8 protein-coding genes are annotated in these 16,877 nt (G+C 65.7%); 4 read left to right on the top strand and 4 right to left on the bottom strand.

Annotated elements, in window-relative coordinates:
* Positions 1–276 precede the first annotated feature (276 nt).
* Complete coding sequence (locus GA0004734_RS12015) at positions 277–2,166, top strand: ABC transporter ATP-binding protein (RefSeq protein WP_092933976.1); 1,890 nt, start codon at positions 277–279, stop codon at positions 2,164–2,166.
* Positions 2,167–2,193: 27 nt separating this feature from the next.
* Here GA0004734_RS12015 and GA0004734_RS12010 read toward each other — a convergent pair whose 3' ends face one another.
* Positions 2,194–3,141, bottom strand: coding sequence for an endonuclease/exonuclease/phosphatase family protein (locus GA0004734_RS12010; RefSeq protein ID WP_092933974.1), 948 nt, complete (start codon positions 3,139–3,141; stop codon positions 2,194–2,196).
* A gap of 464 nt (positions 3,142–3,605) precedes the next feature.
* Here GA0004734_RS12010 and petA point away from each other — a divergent pair, with 464 nt between their 5' ends.
* Genes petA through GA0004734_RS11995 form a run of 3 tightly spaced genes read left to right on the top strand, consistent with a single transcriptional unit; the run spans position 3,606 to position 6,381 of the window.
* Positions 3,606–4,184, top strand: coding sequence for a ubiquinol-cytochrome c reductase iron-sulfur subunit (gene petA, locus GA0004734_RS12005; RefSeq protein ID WP_092933972.1), 579 nt, complete (start codon positions 3,606–3,608; stop codon positions 4,182–4,184).
* Between the two features lie 14 nt (positions 4,185–4,198).
* The gene (locus GA0004734_RS12000) at positions 4,199–5,470 is read left to right on the top strand and encodes a cytochrome b (protein ID WP_092933970.1); all 1,272 of its coding nucleotides are present in this window, start codon (positions 4,199–4,201) and stop codon (positions 5,468–5,470) included.
* A 32-nt stretch (positions 5,471–5,502) separates the two neighbouring features.
* A complete protein-coding gene (locus GA0004734_RS11995) occupies positions 5,503–6,381 on the top strand; it encodes a cytochrome c1 (RefSeq protein ID WP_092936242.1) in 879 nt (292 codons plus the stop codon).
* A gap of 143 nt (positions 6,382–6,524) precedes the next feature.
* Here GA0004734_RS11995 and GA0004734_RS11990 read toward each other — a convergent pair whose 3' ends face one another.
* From GA0004734_RS11990 to GA0004734_RS25980, 3 genes are all read right to left on the bottom strand, one after another.
* The gene (locus GA0004734_RS11990; RefSeq protein WP_110727968.1) at positions 6,525–6,761 is read right to left on the bottom strand and encodes a hypothetical protein; all 237 of its coding nucleotides are present in this window, start codon (positions 6,759–6,761) and stop codon (positions 6,525–6,527) included.
* 69 nt (positions 6,762–6,830) lie between these two features.
* The gene (locus GA0004734_RS11985) at positions 6,831–7,118 is read right to left on the bottom strand and encodes a hypothetical protein (RefSeq protein ID WP_092936240.1); all 288 of its coding nucleotides are present in this window, start codon (positions 7,116–7,118) and stop codon (positions 6,831–6,833) included.
* A gap of 194 nt (positions 7,119–7,312) precedes the next feature.
* Positions 7,313–16,849 carry an apolipoprotein A-IV repeat region-like domain-containing protein gene (locus tag GA0004734_RS25980; RefSeq protein WP_092933966.1) on the bottom strand — a complete coding sequence of 3,179 codons (9,537 nt, stop codon included), beginning with the start codon at positions 16,847–16,849 and terminating at the stop codon, positions 7,313–7,315.
* Positions 16,850–16,877: the final 28 nt, after the last annotated feature.

Here is a 16,877-nt window from a genome sequence, read left to right as displayed (position 1 = left end):
TCTTGCCGGGACTCGGGGGCTTGGCTGCCCCTCACCCTAGCACTCTCCCCGCCTGCGGGGAGAGGGAACGTTGTTGCGGAGTGGGGCGGGCATTCCGGGTCTCTTCTCCCCGCATGCGGGGAGAAGATGCCGGCAGGCAGATGAGGGGCTGATGGGGGGCGATTGCGGTGCCGTGGTCCCGTCGCCTCATCTTGATCCGATTCATGAACGGAATTTAACGCGCCTCGGCAGCCCGCGCGCATTGTCGTGACAGGCTGGGCGCGTATATTCCAGCCCATGTTCCTGCGCCCCGTCTTCCGCTTCTTCGAAACCTGGATCCAGCCTTTTGCCCACCGGGAGGCCTTGCAGCCGCCGCGGGGGCTTCTCGGGTTTATCTGGTTCTATATCGCCCAAGCCAAGGCGCCGTTTATCGCGATGCTCGTGCTCGGCGGAATGAGTGCGGCCATCGAGGCGGCGTTGTTCTGGTTCGTCGGGCGGCTCGTGGATATCCTGGCGACGGTCGATCGGGCTGCTGGATGGGAGGGGTTGCTGGCGACGCATGGGCGGGAGCTGGTGGGGATGCTGCTGCTCATCGGCATCGTCAGGTTCGTCGTGACGCTGGTCATGGCGCTGGTCGATCAGCAGATCATCACGCCCGGCTTCTACAATCTCGTGCGCTGGCAATCCTATCTGCATGTCGCGCGGCAGTCGGTCTCCTTCTTCCAGAACGATTTTTCCGGGCGCATCGTTACCAAGGTCTGGTCGGGGGGCCAAGCTGCGGGTGACGTCGTGACCTCGCTGATGGAGAGCGTCTGGTTCGTCGGCATCTATTCGGTCTCGACGCTGGTGCTGGTCGGGCAGCTGGACCTGACGATGGCGGCGGTGGTGCTGGTCTGGCTGGTCGTCTTCTCAGGCCTCGCGCGCTATTTCGTGCCGCGCATCCGGGCGCATTCCAAGGAGACGGCGGAGGCCTCCTCCATGCTGTCGGGTCGCATGGTCGATGCCTATTCGAACATCCAGACGCTGAAGCTGTTCGGTCGCGACGAGGAAAACGACCGCTACATGCGCGAGGGCTTCGACACCTTCCAGGCGACGACGCTGCGGTTTACCCGGTTCATCACCGGCGTGCGCGCCTCGATGGCGCTCCTTTCCGGCATCATGATCGTGACGATGGCCGCGCTCAGCGTGCATCTGTGGCTGGCCGGGGCGATCAGCGCCGGCGCCGTGGCGTTTACGCTGGCATTGGTTCTGCGGCTGAATTTCCTGCTGTCGCGCATGATGGTGCAGTTCAACGGCATCATGCGCAATATCGGCACGATCCAGAACGCGGCCGACATGATCGCGCAGCCGATCGATCTCGTCGATAAGCCGCAGGCGCCCGATCTCGTGGTGCGCCAGCCGGGCATAGTGTTCGAGGGTATCCGCTTCCACTATGGGCGCGAGAAGGGTGTCATCGACGATCTGTCGCTGACGATCCGGCCGGGTGAGAAAGTCGGTATCGTCGGACGTTCGGGGGCTGGAAAATCGACGCTCGTCAACCTGCTCTTGCGCTTCTACGATCTTGAGGGTGGGCGCATCACGATCGACGGGCAGGATATCGCCGGCGTGCGGCAGGAATCGCTGCGGGCGCAGATCGGCATGGTCAGTCAGGATACCTCGCTGCTGCACCGCTCCATCCGCGACAACATCCTTTTCGGACGGCCGGATGCCGACGACCGGGCTTTGCGGTTGGCCGCCGAACGGGCAGAGGCGCTGGCCTTCATCGAGCGGCTGGAAGACCAGCGCGGGCGCACCGGCTTCGATGCGCATGTGGGCGAGCGCGGCATCAAGCTCTCGGGCGGGCAGCGCCAGCGCATCGCCATTGCCCGTGTCATGCTGAAGGATGCGCCGATCCTCGTTCTCGACGAGGCGACATCCGCGCTCGATTCGGAGGTGGAGGCCGCGATCCAGGATAATCTGGACGTGCTGATGAAGGGCAAGACCGTGCTGGCCATCGCCCACCGCCTCTCGACCATCGCCGCGCTCGACCGGCTGATCGTGATGGATGCCGGCGCGATCGTGCAGGATGGGACGCATGCGCAACTGCTCGCGGAGAAGGGGCTTTATGCCGAGCTCTGGTCGCGCCAGTCGGGTGGTTTTCTTGCCCGGGATGACGCCGCGTCATCCCGGGATGACGCCGCGTCGTAACTGGTCTGTCTCTTGTCTTCCCGGCGATCAGGGCTTGCGGAAGGCGAAGTCGGCGATGAGGCCGTAGTGGTTCGAGCCATAGTCCCGATCGAGGCGCCTCACCGAGAGCGGCACGAGCGGCGGTCGGCTGTAGATGTGGTCGATCGCGACGCCGAGACCGGTATCGGCAAGCTGCACGGGCCATGTCGCCGGCTCGCGCGGCACGGTGCGCAGGCGCAGGTGGCGCAGCATATTCTGCATGTCCGGCGCGATGGTGCCGGAGTTGAAGTCGCCCGAGAGCACCAGCGGTTCCCTCGTGTTGCGCATGAATGCGGAGAGGCGATCGAGTTCCTTCATGTGGTAGTTGTCGAAGAAGGGTTTCGACAGATGCGCTGCCACCATGCGGAAGGCGCCGGCGGGCGCCGAGATGCGCGCCGACATCACCCGATCCTTGCGCAGGTCGCTGAGGTCTCCGATGGAGATATCGGTCATCGGATGTTTCGAGAACATCAGGAGATCGCAGGTCGGCGTCCGTTCGCCGCAGCCGAGCCGGTAGGGATAGGCGGCTTCGAGCCGCTGCAACTGCATGAACAGCGGCGCACCCTCCAGAACGACCGCGACATCCGCATCCGACGCCATCAGCATGTCGGCGACATCCGTCGCACCCTCGAGATTTTCCGACAGCATATTGAACGAGATGATCCTGAGGCTTGAACCGGCTGCGAGGTCGGCGGCCGTCGCTTCGATGGCGAACTCGCGTTTCATGAAAACGGCGTGAGCGGCGAGGGCGAGGGAAACGACCAGCAACAGCAGGCTCGTTCGGCTGCGGGTGACGACGAACGACGCGAGCATCACCATCGCGATCGCCATCGCCACATGCGTCTGCATGCTGTTGAGCAGCAGCAGCGGCCACACTGTGCCGAGGTAGCGAAGGGCGCAGAGGACGAGGCCGAGGGCTGCAAGGGTATTCAGCATTATGGCAAGGGTCTTGCGCATGCAGGGGCTCTCTTTGCCGATTCGGATGCATGGCCGGTACCATGAAGATGGAAATGCTGCAATGCAGCATTAGCGCTGCGGCATGTTTGATGGACATTGAGGATTTCTGCCTTGATGTGGCCGGATGTTCGGGCGTCCGGCCTTGCGCGTTGGGCATCCCGGCAACACCCGCGACAAAGCGTCACGGCAGGACTTACGCAAGGCTGCCCTGCGGCATTTGCAAGGCTGGACATGCAAGTTTATCAAGCATAGAACCCGGGAATGGCTCGGGAATCCGGAGCAGCGTCGCGCTGTCTATGGACCGGGCGGGGAGGCCCGGGGGGAAGCGGGATTAAATTGCGGCGAGCCGGTCTCGCCTTATTGATTTGGCGCCGTTCTTTCGCTCAACTGCGGAAGGACAGAACCGGCGTCGGGGACGCGTGGGCGGCTTTCTCAAGCTGCCGGGTTGAGAGGATGATGAGGCCGTGAGCGAACACCAGACAACAAGCGACACACCGAGCGAGCCGACGCGCCGCGACTTCCTGTATCTGGCAACCGGGATGGCCGGTGCGGTCGGCGTTGCAGCGGTCGCCTGGCCGTTCATCGACCAGATGCGTCCGGATGCCTCAACGCTGGCGCTCGCCTCCATCGAGGTCGACGTGTCCAGCCTGCAGCCGGGCATGTCGCTGACGGCGAAATGGCGGGGCAAGCCGGTCTTCATCCGCAACCGGACGGAGAAGGAAGTGGAAGAGGCGAAAGCCGTCCAGCTCGCCGACCTCAAGGACCCGGTCGCGCGCAATGCCAATATCGCGGCCGACGCGCAGGCGACCGATCTCGATCGTTCGGCCGGCGAGGGCAAGGAAAACTGGATCGTGATGATCGGCTCCTGCACCCATCTCGGCTGTGTTCCGCTCGGCCAGGCCGGCGATTTCGGCGGATGGTTCTGTCCCTGCCATGGCTCGCACTACGATACGGCGGGCCGCATTCGAAAGGGTCCGGCGCCGATGAACCTTGCCGTACCCAACTTTGCGTTCACATCCGATACAGTCATCAAGATCGGTTGAGGGGGATTGCCGATATGAGTGGGGAACATTCAACCTACACGCCGACGACGGGACTGGAAAAATGGGTGGATTCGCGGCTGCCGCTGCCGCGGCTGGTCCATGACAGTTTCATTTCCTATCCCGTTCCGCGCAACCTGAACTATGCCTATACCTTCGGCGCCATGCTGTCGGTGATGCTGATCATCCAGATCGTCACGGGTGTCGTGCTGGCCATGCATTACGCTGCCGACACCACCGTCGCCTTTACTTCTGTCGAAAAGATCATGCGCGACGTGAACCATGGCTGGTTGCTGCGCTACATGCATGCCAACGGCGCCTCGTTCTTCTTCATCGCCGTCTACCTGCATATCGGCCGCGGGCTTTATTATGGCTCCTACAAGGCCCCGCGCGAAATCCTCTGGATTCTTGGCGTGGTCATCTACCTGCTGATGATGGCGGCGGGGTTCATGGGCTACGTGCTTCCGTGGGGGCAGATGTCCTTCTGGGGTGCGACGGTCATCACCGGCTTCTTCTCCGCCTTCCCGCTCGTCGGCGAATGGATCCAGCAGTTCCTGCTCGGCGGCTTTGCCGTGGACCAGCCGACGCTCAACCGCTTCTTCTCGCTGCATTACCTGCTGCCCTTCATGATCGCCGGCGTCGTCGTGCTGCACATCTGGGCGCTGCATGTGACCGGCCAGACGAACCCGACCGGTGTCGAGGTGAAGACCAAGACCGACACGGTTCCGTTCACACCCTATGCGACGCTGAAGGACGCGCTCGGCGTGTCCGTCTTCCTGCTCGTCTATGCCTGGTTCGTCTTCTACATGCCGAACTTTCTCGGCCACCCGGACAACTATATCCCGGCAAACGCGCTGAAGACGCCTGCCCATATCGTGCCGGAATGGTACTACCTGCCGTTCTACGCGATGCTGCGCGCCATCACCTTCAATGTCGGCCCGATCGACTCGAAGCTCGGCGGCGTGCTCGTGATGTTCGGGGCGATTATCGTTCTGTTCTTCCTGCCCTGGCTCGACACGTCGAAGGTCCGCTCGGCGGTCTATCGTCCCTGGTACAAGCTGTTCTTCTGGATCTTCGTCGTCAACGCCATCCTTCTCGGCTGGCTCGGCTCGCGCCCGGCGGAAGGCGCCTATGTGGTGATGTCGCAGATCGGCACGCTCTATTATTTCGGCTTCTTCCTCGTGATCATGCCGCTTCTCGGCCTGTTCGAGACGCCGCGCCGCATTCCGAATTCCATCACCGAAGCGGTGCTGGAGCAGAAGGCCCGCAAGACCCCGGTGGCGGCGTGATGCCGAGAGAAGAGACCAAGGACTCCAACACGATGAAAAAGCTGATTACCGGCCTCTTCCTTGCCACCTCTCTTCTTGCCGGCCCCGTGCTGGCGCAGGAGAACGCGCCGCATGAGGGCACCACGGCCACCGAAGAGCATGGCGGGGGAACGCCGCACTTCCCGATCAAGAAGCCGCATCAGGAAGAGTGGTCGTTCGCCGGCCCGTTCGGCCATTACGATAAGGGGCAGCTACAGCGCGGCCTGAAGGTCTACACGGAAGTCTGTTCCGCCTGTCACTCGATGAACCTTGTCGCCTTCCGCACGCTGGAGGACCTCGGTTACTCGGAAGCGCAGGTGAAGACCTTCGCCGCGAACTACGAAGTGCAGGACGGGCCGAATGCCGAGGGTGAGATGTACACCCGCAAGGCTGTGGCGTCGGACCATTTCGTCTCGCCGTTCCCCAATGCCGAAGCCGCCGCTGCGGCTAATAACGGGGCGGCACCGCCGGACTTCTCGCTGATCGCGAAGGCCCGTGGCATCGAACGCGGCTTCCCAACCTTCATCTTCGATATGTTCACGCAGTATCAGGAAGGGGGACCGGACTATATCCACGCGCTGCTGAACGGCTATGAGGAGCCGCCGGCCGGCGTGGAAATCGCTCAAGGCACACACTACAACCCCTACTTCGCCAATGCTGCGGCCCTTGCCATGGCCAAGCCGCTGACAGAGGGCCAGGTGACCTATGACGATGGCGCGCCGCAGACGGTGGAGCAATATTCCCGCGACGTCTCCGCCTTCCTGATGTGGGCGGCAGAACCGCATCTGGAGGAACGCAAGCGCACGGGCTTCATGGTGCTGATCTTCCTGCTGATCTTCACTGGCTTGATCTATCTGACGAAGAAGTCTGTTTACGCCAGCAAAGAGCATTGAGCCGCTCGGAGTTCACCTCGACCGTGGTCTCATGTTGCGTGACGGACGATATCTCACAAAAAATCCCGCAGGTTTGCGGGATTTTTTTATGGGCCGATTCCGAAATCCGGCCCTGTGAGAGCGGATCAGGCCGTTCGCTTGCCTTAGGACCAGAAACGGCGAAAGGATGGGACGGTGTCTGCCTCCGCCTTGCGATAGCCGACGCCGTGGCCGATGAGGAAGCCGGCGATACCGACGAGGCCGAGGAGAAGAACGGTCGAGGACGGGTGTTCGGTCGCCGTCTGGCGGACGGCAGCCGCCTCCGCCTTGACGACGTTCAAGGCCTTGGTCGTGGTCGGTTCATGTTCGCGATGGCCTTCGGGTAGGTCGAGGTTGGTCATGGTCTTCTCCTTTGTCATTCTCTGTGGATCCGGGTGAGCCTCCGCACTCGGAGACCGTTGCTTCTCACGTTACCGGTTGTTCTCGACGTCGAGTTCGATCTGGCGGCGGGCGATCAGCTCGAGGGTTCGATCGGGGGCGATCCGGTAGACCTCTTCCCACTCGCCGCCGCGATTGTCCCGGAAGCGATGAGGGAAGGTGCTGCCAATGGGCGATTTCATCAGCTTCGTGCGCGGCTGGCCGCCATAGATGATGCTGCCGGGAATCGGCTCGATCGGCTGCGCCGGCGCCCCGACGGATGTGCATGCCGTCAAACCCAAGACGGCGGCTGACACGGCGGCAATGGCCAATCTGTTCATGCGGGTCACTTTCTCGACGTCGTAGTTCGATGTGCTCTGCGCCAAACGATCTTCCGGCCGTGATCGTTCCATGCGGCGTCCCTGCCGTCTGCGTTGGCGGATGCTTTCCGTAAAAACGTGGAAACCCGCCGCACGGTTTTCTCGTGCGGCGGGTTTCCAATGGGGGCCGTGGCCAGCCTTCGGTATGAAGAGCTTTAGCTGAAGCGGCCGGCGGCGTGGGCGAGCATGGTGTAGACCTTGCCCGTGTCCGAGGTCAGATATGTCTGGGTGATCACACGGTCTCGGTCGTTGCGGGCAACATCCGCCAGCAGCTGTTCGAAATCGGCGATGTAGCGATCGACAGCGGTGCGGAATTCCGCTTCGCGGTCGTATTTCCGCTGGATCTCGTCGAAGGTCTGCTGACCCTTCAGCGTGTAGAGGCGGCGCGTGAACACGTCGCGCTCTCCACGCTGGTAGCGGCGCCAGAGATCGACCGACGCATCATGATCGATCGCACGGGCGATATCGACCGAAAGCGAGTTCAGCGATTCCATGACGTGGCGCGGGTTGCGACTGTCGGTGCTGCGGGAGGCCTGTGTCGGTGAGGCCTGGGTCGGTGAGGCCTGGGTCGGGGAGACCTGTGTTGTGGGCGCAGGTGCCGCCTCGGGCCGCAGACGGGCCGGCGCGATCTGCTGCGGCTCGTCCTCGCGGGAGGCTCCGCGCAGGAGATCGCGCATCCAGCCGGAACCGCCTTCACGCATGTCGTCTTCGGCAGCGGAGGCCTGGCGGAGCGGCGAGCGATCGGCAATGCCGACGCTGCCGCGCAGCGGGGTCTCGGCGGCGGCTGCGGGCCGCTGATGAGCGCCGGGCTCCTGTGGCGGCCGTGCGGCTCTCTGCGGCTGAGCCGATGGTGCGGCGGTCTGCGGTGCTTCCGGCTCTGGACGTGCGGCCGCCTGGGCAGGTGCTTGTGTCGGCTGGGGCTGGACGGACTGGGGTTGGACGGACTGGGGTTGGACGGACTGGGGCGGCGTCGGCTGAGGACGGGCCGTCTGAACCGGAGCAGTCTGGATCGGTGCGGGTTGCGCAGCCATTCCCTGCGGTGCCCGGGCCGCAGCCGGCGCGGGGCGTGGCTGTGCCGGGGCAGCCGAGACCGGCGCCGGGTGGCGTTGCGGCATGGCCGAAGCCTCGGTCGTTACGACCGTTCGGGCCGGTGCTGCTTCCGCTGCACGGGCGCCGAGCAGCGTGGTGGGGGCCGCCGGGTATGGCTGCTGGTACGGATTGCCTGCGGGTGCGGCGGCAACGGCTGCCGGAGCTGCAGCATAAGAGGGCTGGGCCGGGGCATAGGCCGGCTGAGCGGCCTGCGTTGCCATGCGGCCGCGATGCGGTGTCGGTTCGCCGATTTCGAGCTGGCTGGAGGAGCGGCCGACGATGTCGGACAGTTCCTGCAGGGCCTTGATCTGCTCGGACACGGCGCGGCGCATGACGGCCGCATTTTCCTTGGCTTCTTCCGGCAGGTCGAAGGCACCGCGCTTCAGTTCGGCGCGGGTCATGTCGAGTTCGCGACGGATCTCCTCGCCGGAGCGGCGGATCTCGTCGGTGGCGCCGGCAAAGCGGGAGATCGCTTCATCGACGGACTGGCGGATCTGCTCGCGCATCTTTTCGGATACCGCGTCGGACCGCTTGCCCGTCTCGTCGAGCAGGCCGTCGATTTCGGAGAGCGAGGCACCGACACTGCCGCGCAGGCGGGCGGCCACTTCGCCGGCACGATCTTCCGCACGGGCGAAGGTGCGATCGACGGAAGCGCCGGCGGTATCGGTTGCCGCGGCAATGGCGTCACGCATCGCCTCGCCGGCGGTGCGGGTGCGGGTTTCCGCGTCGGCAAGCGTGCGATCGACATCGGAAATGGCGCGCTGGACGCCGTCGCGCAGGGTCCCTGCGACCTGGCCGGAGCGCTCTTCCGTGCGGGCCAGGAGCTGATCGACCGACTGCTCGGCATCCTGGCCGGCATGGGCCAGCGCATCGCGCATGGCGTTTGCCGCCGTCTGCGTGCGCTCTTCCGCATCGGTGAGGATGCGGCCGACATCACTGAAGGAGGCCTGGATGCCGCTGCGCAGGTTGCCGGCGATCTGGTTGGATCGGTCTTCGGCGCGCTGGAACGAGCCTTCCACGAAGCCCTCTAGCGCCCGCATGGTGCGTTCGATGTCTTCCGAGCGGCTGACGAGGCCGACGGAGAGCGTGCGCAGGGCTTCCTGGCGCTCTTCGAGCGTGCCGGCAAGGTTGGACTGTGCGGCCGCCAGCAGATCGGAGGCCTGGCCGAGCATGCGCGAGTGATCCTCGAAGCGGCCGACGAGGCTGCCGACCTGCGAAAGCGTGCTGGACGAGATCGCGACCAGCCGGTCGGCCTTCCCTTCGAGAAGGCGGGTGGAGGCCGACAGCATGTCGGATGTCCGCTCGGCGGTTTCGGAAAAGCGGTCGCCGGTGGCATTCAGACGCTCATTCATGGCGCCGAAGGTGCTTGTGGCTTCCTCGACCACGCCGGCAATGGCGGCGTTGCTGGTGGAAAGGCGCTCGATCAACGCTTCCGCTGTCGATTGCAGGCGGTTCTCGACCATCTGGATCGCCCGGGCGGTTTCCTCGGCGCGCTGCGATATGGCACCAAGCTGTTCGCCGGTGCGGGCGGACAGAGCGGTGACGAGGGCGTCGTTTTCGGCGCGCAGACGCTCGGCACCGTCGCGGGCGGCGGCGGTCAGGCGATCTGCCGCATCGCGGCCGGCGGCGACGTAGGTTTCCACGACCGGGCGGGCCTGCTCGTCGATGAGGCGTGACAATTCGCTGGTGCGGCCGGACAGCATGGAATTGAGATCGCGGGTGCGCTCGTCGAGCGTGGTGCGGATGGCTTCGCCGCGCGCTTCCAGTGCCTTTTCGACCTCGGAGAGGTTGCGCTGCAGCGCGTTGCCCTGTTCGGAGATGCGGGTTTGCGTTTCGGAAGCGCGGATGAGGGCCGCATCGGCGGCTTCGCCGACGCTGCGGGCGAGTTCCGCGCTGCGCATGGCAGCCGTGGCCGCGGTGCGCTCGATGGCGTTCTGGAAATCGGCCTGGCGAGCGGCCATGGCTTCCGCAAAGTCGCCACCGACCTTGGCGAGCGTGTCCGAGGACCGAACGGCTTCGGCGTCGATATCCTGCGTGGTGTCGGAGACGGCGCTGCGCAGGCTGCCGACGAGATGGGCCGCCTTGCCTTCGATCGTGCGGCTGACATTGTCGAGGCCGACATTGAGGGCGCGATCCATGGTGCCGAGCCGCTCCTCGATGCGGCCTGTGCCACGCTCGATGGTCGATTCGATCCGGCTTGCCGCTTCGCTGCTGATCCGGTCGAGTTCGCCGGTGCGCGAGGCCAGCGTTTCGGCGATGCGGGTCGCGGCTTCGCTGCTGATACGGGCGATTTCTTCGGTGCGGCCGGCAAGGCTGCCGGAAATGCGCTCGGCGGCGGTGCGGCTGGCATGGTCGAGTTCCGAGACGCGTTCGGACAGCGTGCCCGCGATGCGGTTGCCGGCGTCATTCACCAGCGTGTCGACACTGCCGACGCTGTCGCGGATGCGTGTTTCGAGATGGCCGAGGCTCGCCTCGATGCGGGCACCGGTTTCGTCGAAGCGGGTGTTTATTCCCGTGATCGAGGTGTCCATGCGCTCGGCCAGGCCATCGGCCGCACGGGCCAGTTCGGCCGTGGTGTCGCCGAGGCGGACGGTCACGCGGGCGGCGCTGTCGCGCAGGCGGTTGTCGAGCGCTTCCGCGCTCTGGTCGATCGTGCGGGCGAGCGCCTCCTGGCGTTCCTCGAGCGTCATCTCCAGCATGCCGGCGCTGGCGGCGATCGTGGTGGCGATGGTTGCCGCCTGATCGTTCAGCATGTCGGAGAGCTGGGTGGACCCATCGGCGACTGCGGTATTCAGGGCGTCGATGCGGGTGTCGAGCACAATGCGCAGACGGTCTTCCGTCGTGGACATCGTCTGGTCGAGGCTGGCGGCGCGGGCCGAAAGGGTCTGCTCGATCGCGCCGGCGCGGGTGTCGATGGCGGCGGCCAGTTCGGCCGCGTGGGCGGAGAGGGCGCCGGCGATCTCGCCGGTAGCACCGGTCATGGTGCCGGCGATGGCATTGACGCGGCCGGTCATGTCCTCGGCGATGCCGACGGTGCGGGCCGTGAGGTCGCGGTCGATCTCACCGATGCGGTCGGTCATCGTCTCGGCGATGGTGCTCGCGCGGAAGGAGAGCTGGTCGGCGATATCCTCGACGCGTGTGGCAAGCGTGTCGCCCATTTCTGACGCGCGGCCGACGAGGATGCGCGACAGGTCGTCCGTGCGTTCGGCGAGACGGTTGTCGAGCGCTGCGGTCTGACCGGTCAGCGTTTCGTCGAGCGCACGGGCGTGATCGTCGATCATGCTGCCCAGGCGGACGGTGGTGCCGTCGAGCGCGCGCTCGATGCGGTCCGTGGCGCTGGAGAGCGAGCCGGAGAGAATGGCTGCGCGCTGCTCGATGGAGCCGGTCGCATCGTTCAGCATGTCGCCGAGGCTGGACGCGCTGGTGGCAAGCAGGAAATCGAGGCGCTCGGTGGTGCCGTCAATGGCGTTCTCGATCGTCGCGGTCGAACCTGTGAGGACGTCGGACAGAGCCGATGTGCGGGTGGCAAGCATCTCGTCCAGGTGGCCGGCTGTGCCCAAGACCGCTTTGTCGAGCTGGCGCGTTGCTTCCGAAAGCGTGCTTCTGATGTTCGAGGCACCGCGGACGAGCACCGCATTGACGTCGTCGGCATTGCCTTCGACGGCGCTTTCGATGGCGGAGCTGGTGGCGGCGAGTTCCCGGGCGCGGGCGGCGAGAACCGCATCGATGCGCTCGGCAGAGCCGGCGAGCGTGCCGTCCAGCATCGTCGTCGCGCCGGCCAGCGTCGCCGACAGGCCGGAGGTGCCGCGGGCCAACAGCGTGTCGAGTTGCTCCGCGGTGCCCTCGATGACGTTTTCGATGCCGGCCGTGGACGATGCCAGGACGCCGGAAAGGGACATGGTCCGCTCCGACAGAACCTCGTCTATCGCCCGCGTCGAACCGGAAAGGGTCGTGTCGAGCGTGCGGGTTGCCTGGTCGAGCGTCTGCGACAGGCTGGACGTGCGCTGCGCGAAGACCTGGTCGATCTGCTCGGACGTGCCTTCGAGAGCGCTTTCGATGCCGGCGGTCGAGGAGGCGAGCACGCCGGAAAGCGACATGGTGCGCTCGATCATGATCTCGTCGATGCGCTCGGCGGTACCAGAGAAAGTGCCGTCCAGCGCGCGGGTCGCGTCCGACAGGGCGCCGGTCAGCGTGGTGGTACCGCGGGTAAGGACGCGATCGATCTGTTCGGCGGTGCCTTCGACGGCACTTTCGATGCCGGCGGTGGAGGAGGCGAGAACGCCGGAGAGCGTCATGGTACGCTCGACGAGGATCTCGTCAATGCGCTCGGCTGTCCCCGAGAAGGTGCTGTCCAGCGCGCGGGTGGCGTCCGACAAGGCGCCGGTGAGGTTCGTCGTGCCGCTGGAGAGAACGCGGTCGATCTGCTCGGCCGTACCCTCAACGGCGCTCTCGATGCCCGCGGTGGAGGAGGCCAGCACGCCCGAGAGAGACATGGTGCGTTCCGCCATGATGTCTGCGATACGCTCGGCTGTGCCGTCGAACGTCCGGTCGAGCGTCTGGGTCGCCGCGGCGAGCTTGCCGTCCAGCGTGTCCGTGTTCGAGGAGAGGATCCGGCCGATCTGTTCGGCCGCGCCTTCGACGGCACTTTCGATCCCGGCGGTGGAGGAGGCCAGCACGCCGGAGAGCGTCATCGTGCGCTCGATGAGGATGTCATCGATACGTTCGGCGGTGCCCGAGAAGGTGTTGTCCAGCGTGCGGGTGGCGTCCGAGAGGGCGCCGGTGAGGTTGGTCGTGCCGCGGGAGAGAACAAGGTCGATCTGTTCGGCAGTGCCTTCGACGGCACTTTCGATGCCGGCGGTGGAGGAAGCGAGCACACCCGAGAGCGTCATGGTGCGCTCGGTGAGGATCTCATCGATGCGTTCGGCGGTGCCCGAGAAGGTATTGTCCAGCGTGCGGGTGGCGTCCGAAAGTGCGCTGGTCAGGTTGGTCGTGCCGCGGGATAGGACGAGGTCGATCTTTTCTGCGGTACCTTCGACGGCGCTTTCGATGCCGGCGGTCGAGGAGGCCAGCACGCCGGAGAGCGTCATGGTGCGCTCGGTGAGGATCTCGTCGATGCGCTCCGCCTTGCCCGTGAACGTGTTGTCGAGGTTGCGCGTTGCGTCAGTCAGTGTGGTGTTGAGGGTGTTCGTGCCGCGCGACAGGATCTGGTCGATCTGCTCTGCGGTGCCTTCGACGGCGCTTTCGATACCGGCGGTCGAGGAGGCCAGCACGCCGGAGAGCGTCATGGTGCGCTCGGTGAGGATCTCATCGATGCGCTCGACGGTGCCCGAGAAGGTGGTGTCGAGCGAGCGGGTCGCTTCCGACAGGGCGCCGGTGAGGTTGGTCGTGCCGCGGGAGAGGACGAGGTCGATCTGTTCGGCAGTGCCTTCGACGGCACTTTCGATGCCGGCGGTGGAGGAGGCGAGGAGGCCTGAGAGCGTCATGGTGCGCTCGGTAAGGATCTCGTCGATGCGCTCCGCCTTGCCCGCGAAGGTGTTGTCGAGATTGCGCGTGGCGTCGGCAAGCGTGCTGTTCAGGGTGTTTATGCCGCGCGACAGGATCTGGTCGATCTGCTCGCTGGTGCCCTCAATGGCGGCCGTGGAGCCTGCGAGGACGCCGGCAAGGCGCGTCGTGCGCTCCGCCATGATCTCGTCGATGCGACCGGTCGTGCCGGCGAAAGTGGTATCGATCGTGCGCGTTGCGCCCGACAGCGTCTCCGACAGGGTCGCCATACCGCGTGTGAGCAGCGTGTCGATCTGTTCCGTCGTGCCTTCGAACAGACTTTCCATGCCGGCTGTCGTGCCGGCGAGGACGCCCGAGAGTTCGAGCGTGCGCTCGGTCAGCATGCTGTCGATCTGCTCGGCAGTGCCTTCGAGTGCCGCGGTGGAGCTCGCGAGCACGCCTGAGAGCGTCATGGTGCGTTCGCTGATGATGTCGTCGATGCGCTCGGCCGTGCCGGTGAAGGCGCCTTCGATGGTGCGGGCGGCATTCGACAGGGTGACGTCCAGCGCGCCGGCGCGGTCGCTCATCAGGGTTTCGATGCGCGTTGCATTGTTCGACAGCGTTTCGGTGATCGTCGCGGCACGAGCCGCCATGATGCCATCGATCCGTTCGGCATTGCCTTCCAGCGCGCCGTCGAGCGCTTCGGTGCTGGCAGCCAGCATGACGGAGAGTTCCAACGTACGGTCGGAGAGCGTGTCGTCGAGACGCTGATGGCTGGTTGCGATGGTGCTCGCCAGGTCGTCGGCGCGCGCGTTCAGCGAACCCTCGATACGATCCTGTGCGGCATCGAGACCCTGCAACAGGCCGCGGGCGCGGCTGTCCAGCGTTTCCTGCAGCCGCTGCTCGGCGCTGCCGATGGCGGTGGCGACATCGTCGCTGCGGGCGGCGAACGCCTGCTCGATGTTGCCCCGGGCCGCGTCGAGCGCGCCGAGAAGGCGCTCGCTACGGCTGTCGAAGGCCTCCGACAGACGCCGCTCCGTCGTTTCCAGAGCAGATGTGACGACGCCGGTGCGTTCGGTGAGCAGAGCTCCGATGCGGGTTTCGGAGGCGCCGAGCTCCTCCATGAGGGCGCCGGTGCGGGTATCGAGCGTTTCGGCAAGGCGTGCCTGGGTGGTGCCGAGTGCTGTCTCGATGCTGTCGGCGCGCCCAGCGAAATCGGACTCGATGCGGTCCTGCGCGGCGGTGAGGGCGCTCATCAGCGAGCCGGAACGGGCGGCAAGAACGGTGTCGATGCGCTCATGGGCCTGACCGATCACGCTGTCCATCTCGCCGGTGCGCGCGGAAATGCTTTCCTCGATCATCGCCTGCGAAGCGCCGAGCGTGGTGGCGATGGACAGCGACTGATCGCCGATGGCAGCCTGGAATTTTTCGAGCCCGTCGTCCAGCAGGCGGCCGAGCGTGTCGGAGCCGCCGGCCACGGACTGGTCGATGCGCGAGAGGCTGTCGGCCATCTTCGCATCCAGCAGGCCGGCGCGGCGTTCGAAGGCGGTGGCAAAATCCTGAAAGCGGCCGTCGAAGGCGGTGGCCAGCTGGCCGACCGTGCCCTGCAGCTTCTCCTCGAAGAAGCCGGAGCGCAGGTCGAGATCCATGATGGCGTCGTCGGCCGCAGTCTTCAGGTTCTGGCGGAAGCTTGCGCCCTTCTCGTCCAGCGCGCCGTTCAGCGTGTTGAGGATGTCGTCGAGGCCGCCGGTGATGGCCTGCTGGCCGACGACGAGGCTCTCGTTCAGGTCGCGCGTCCGGGCGATCAGCGTCTCGTTCAGCTGGCGGGCGCGCTCGTTCAGTGCGGCGTTCAGCTTCTCGGTGTTGCTGTCGAGCGTGGATGCGCGCGTCTCGAACTGTCCGAGAAGCTGCTGTCCGCGCTTGATAAGTGTGTGGTTCAGGGCTTCCAGACGGGTGTCGAACTCGCTGGTGATATCGGCGCCGGCCGCGTTCAGACCGCTGACGAGCGCATCGGTGCGGGTGCTGAGCAGCGTGCTGATCGACTGCGATGCGGCCTGCGACTTCTCCATCAGCGCGGCGGCGCGGGTCTCGATCAGCGAGGCCGCGGCCTCGCCCGAGGTCGCAAGACGCATCTGCAGGTCTTCGCTGGCATTCGTCAGGTCGTCGCGCAGCTGGGCGTGAACGCCGGTGATGGAGGAGCGGATGCGCTCGGCATGGCCGACGATCGCTTCACGCTCCAGACCGAGTTCCTGCACGAGGGTGCGGACCCGCAATTCGTTGTCGCTGTAGCTGCGCTCGAGCGCGTTGACTTCCGAATGGACGAGGGTTTCCAGCTCGGTCGCGCGGGCGATCGTGCGCTCGATCCCTTCGTTCATGGCCGAGACTTCGCGGCGGACGGCCTGGCCGACCGTCATGATGCGGTCGGACGCGGTGGTTTCCGGTTCCGCCAGACGCAGGGCGACCTCGGTCATCGAGCGGGCGGCATTCCGCATTTCCTGCGCGCGCGCCATCATGACGCCGAAGGCGAAGAAGAGCATGACGGGGAGGACGATGAAGATGGCGGCGACGATGGCGCCGGGAAGGGCGGCAAGCGCTGCCAGCGAACGGATCTGCCAGATTTCCGGGCCGTAGAGCAGGTTGGCGATCCCCAGGCCGGCGACGATCCAGATCAGCGACAGGATGGCGGCGCCGCGCATCGCGGTCCGGGCTGAGCGGGCTTCGAGCGAGCGGAGCATGGCCGGTGCGGTGCGGCGGCTGTCGTCGTTGGCGGGGGCGAAGGTCGGCGATTTCGCGCCCGGGGCTGCCGGAACCGGTTCCGGCGCGAGGCTGCGCGGCGGGGCGAGCGGATCGTCGACAGGCTGGGCGGCGCGGGGCGGGGCTGCCGGCTTCGGCGCGGCAGCCGGCTGGGCAGGCTTCGCGCTCCCTGCTGCACGGGACGGGGCTGCACGAGAGGGGGACGTTGCGGCGGTTGCCCCGGTCTGGGGCTTCGGCGCCGTGCGGCCGGCTTCCGGCGGGGTCTCGTTAAGCGCGGACTTCAGTTCGTCGAAATCGATCCTCAAAGCGTCTTCGAGCGCTTGGAAGGCCTTGTCGTCGATCGACTCGTTGCTCTTGTTCGTCGCCATGCAGATACGCCTCGTTACCGAACTTTCC

This window comes from Rhizobium sp. 9140 (assembly GCF_900067135.1).
In the GTDB taxonomy this organism is placed as follows: domain Bacteria; phylum Pseudomonadota; class Alphaproteobacteria; order Rhizobiales; family Rhizobiaceae; genus Ferranicluibacter.
This window is presented reverse-complemented; position numbering and strand designations above follow the sequence as displayed.

What these genes read in the sequence shown, in the direction of transcription:
- GA0004734_RS12015 (WP_092933976.1), top strand. Translation starts at nt 277, where the DNA reads ATGTTCCTGCGCCCCGTCTTCCGCTTCTTCGAAACCTGGATCCAGCCT.
- GA0004734_RS12010 (WP_092933974.1), bottom strand. Translation starts at nt 3,141, where the DNA reads ATGCGCAAGACCCTTGCCATAATGCTGAATACCCTTGCAGCCCTCGGC.
- GA0004734_RS12000 (WP_092933970.1), top strand. Translation starts at nt 4,199, where the DNA reads ATGAGTGGGGAACATTCAACCTACACGCCGACGACGGGACTGGAAAAA.
- GA0004734_RS11995 (WP_092936242.1), top strand. Translation starts at nt 5,503, where the DNA reads ATGAAAAAGCTGATTACCGGCCTCTTCCTTGCCACCTCTCTTCTTGCC.
- GA0004734_RS11990 (WP_110727968.1), bottom strand. Translation starts at nt 6,761, where the DNA reads ATGACCAACCTCGACCTACCCGAAGGCCATCGCGAACATGAACCGACC.
- GA0004734_RS11985 (WP_092936240.1), bottom strand. Translation starts at nt 7,118, where the DNA reads ATGAACAGATTGGCCATTGCCGCCGTGTCAGCCGCCGTCTTGGGTTTG.
- GA0004734_RS25980 (WP_092933966.1), bottom strand. Translation starts at nt 16,849, where the DNA reads ATGGCGACGAACAAGAGCAACGAGTCGATCGACGACAAGGCCTTCCAA.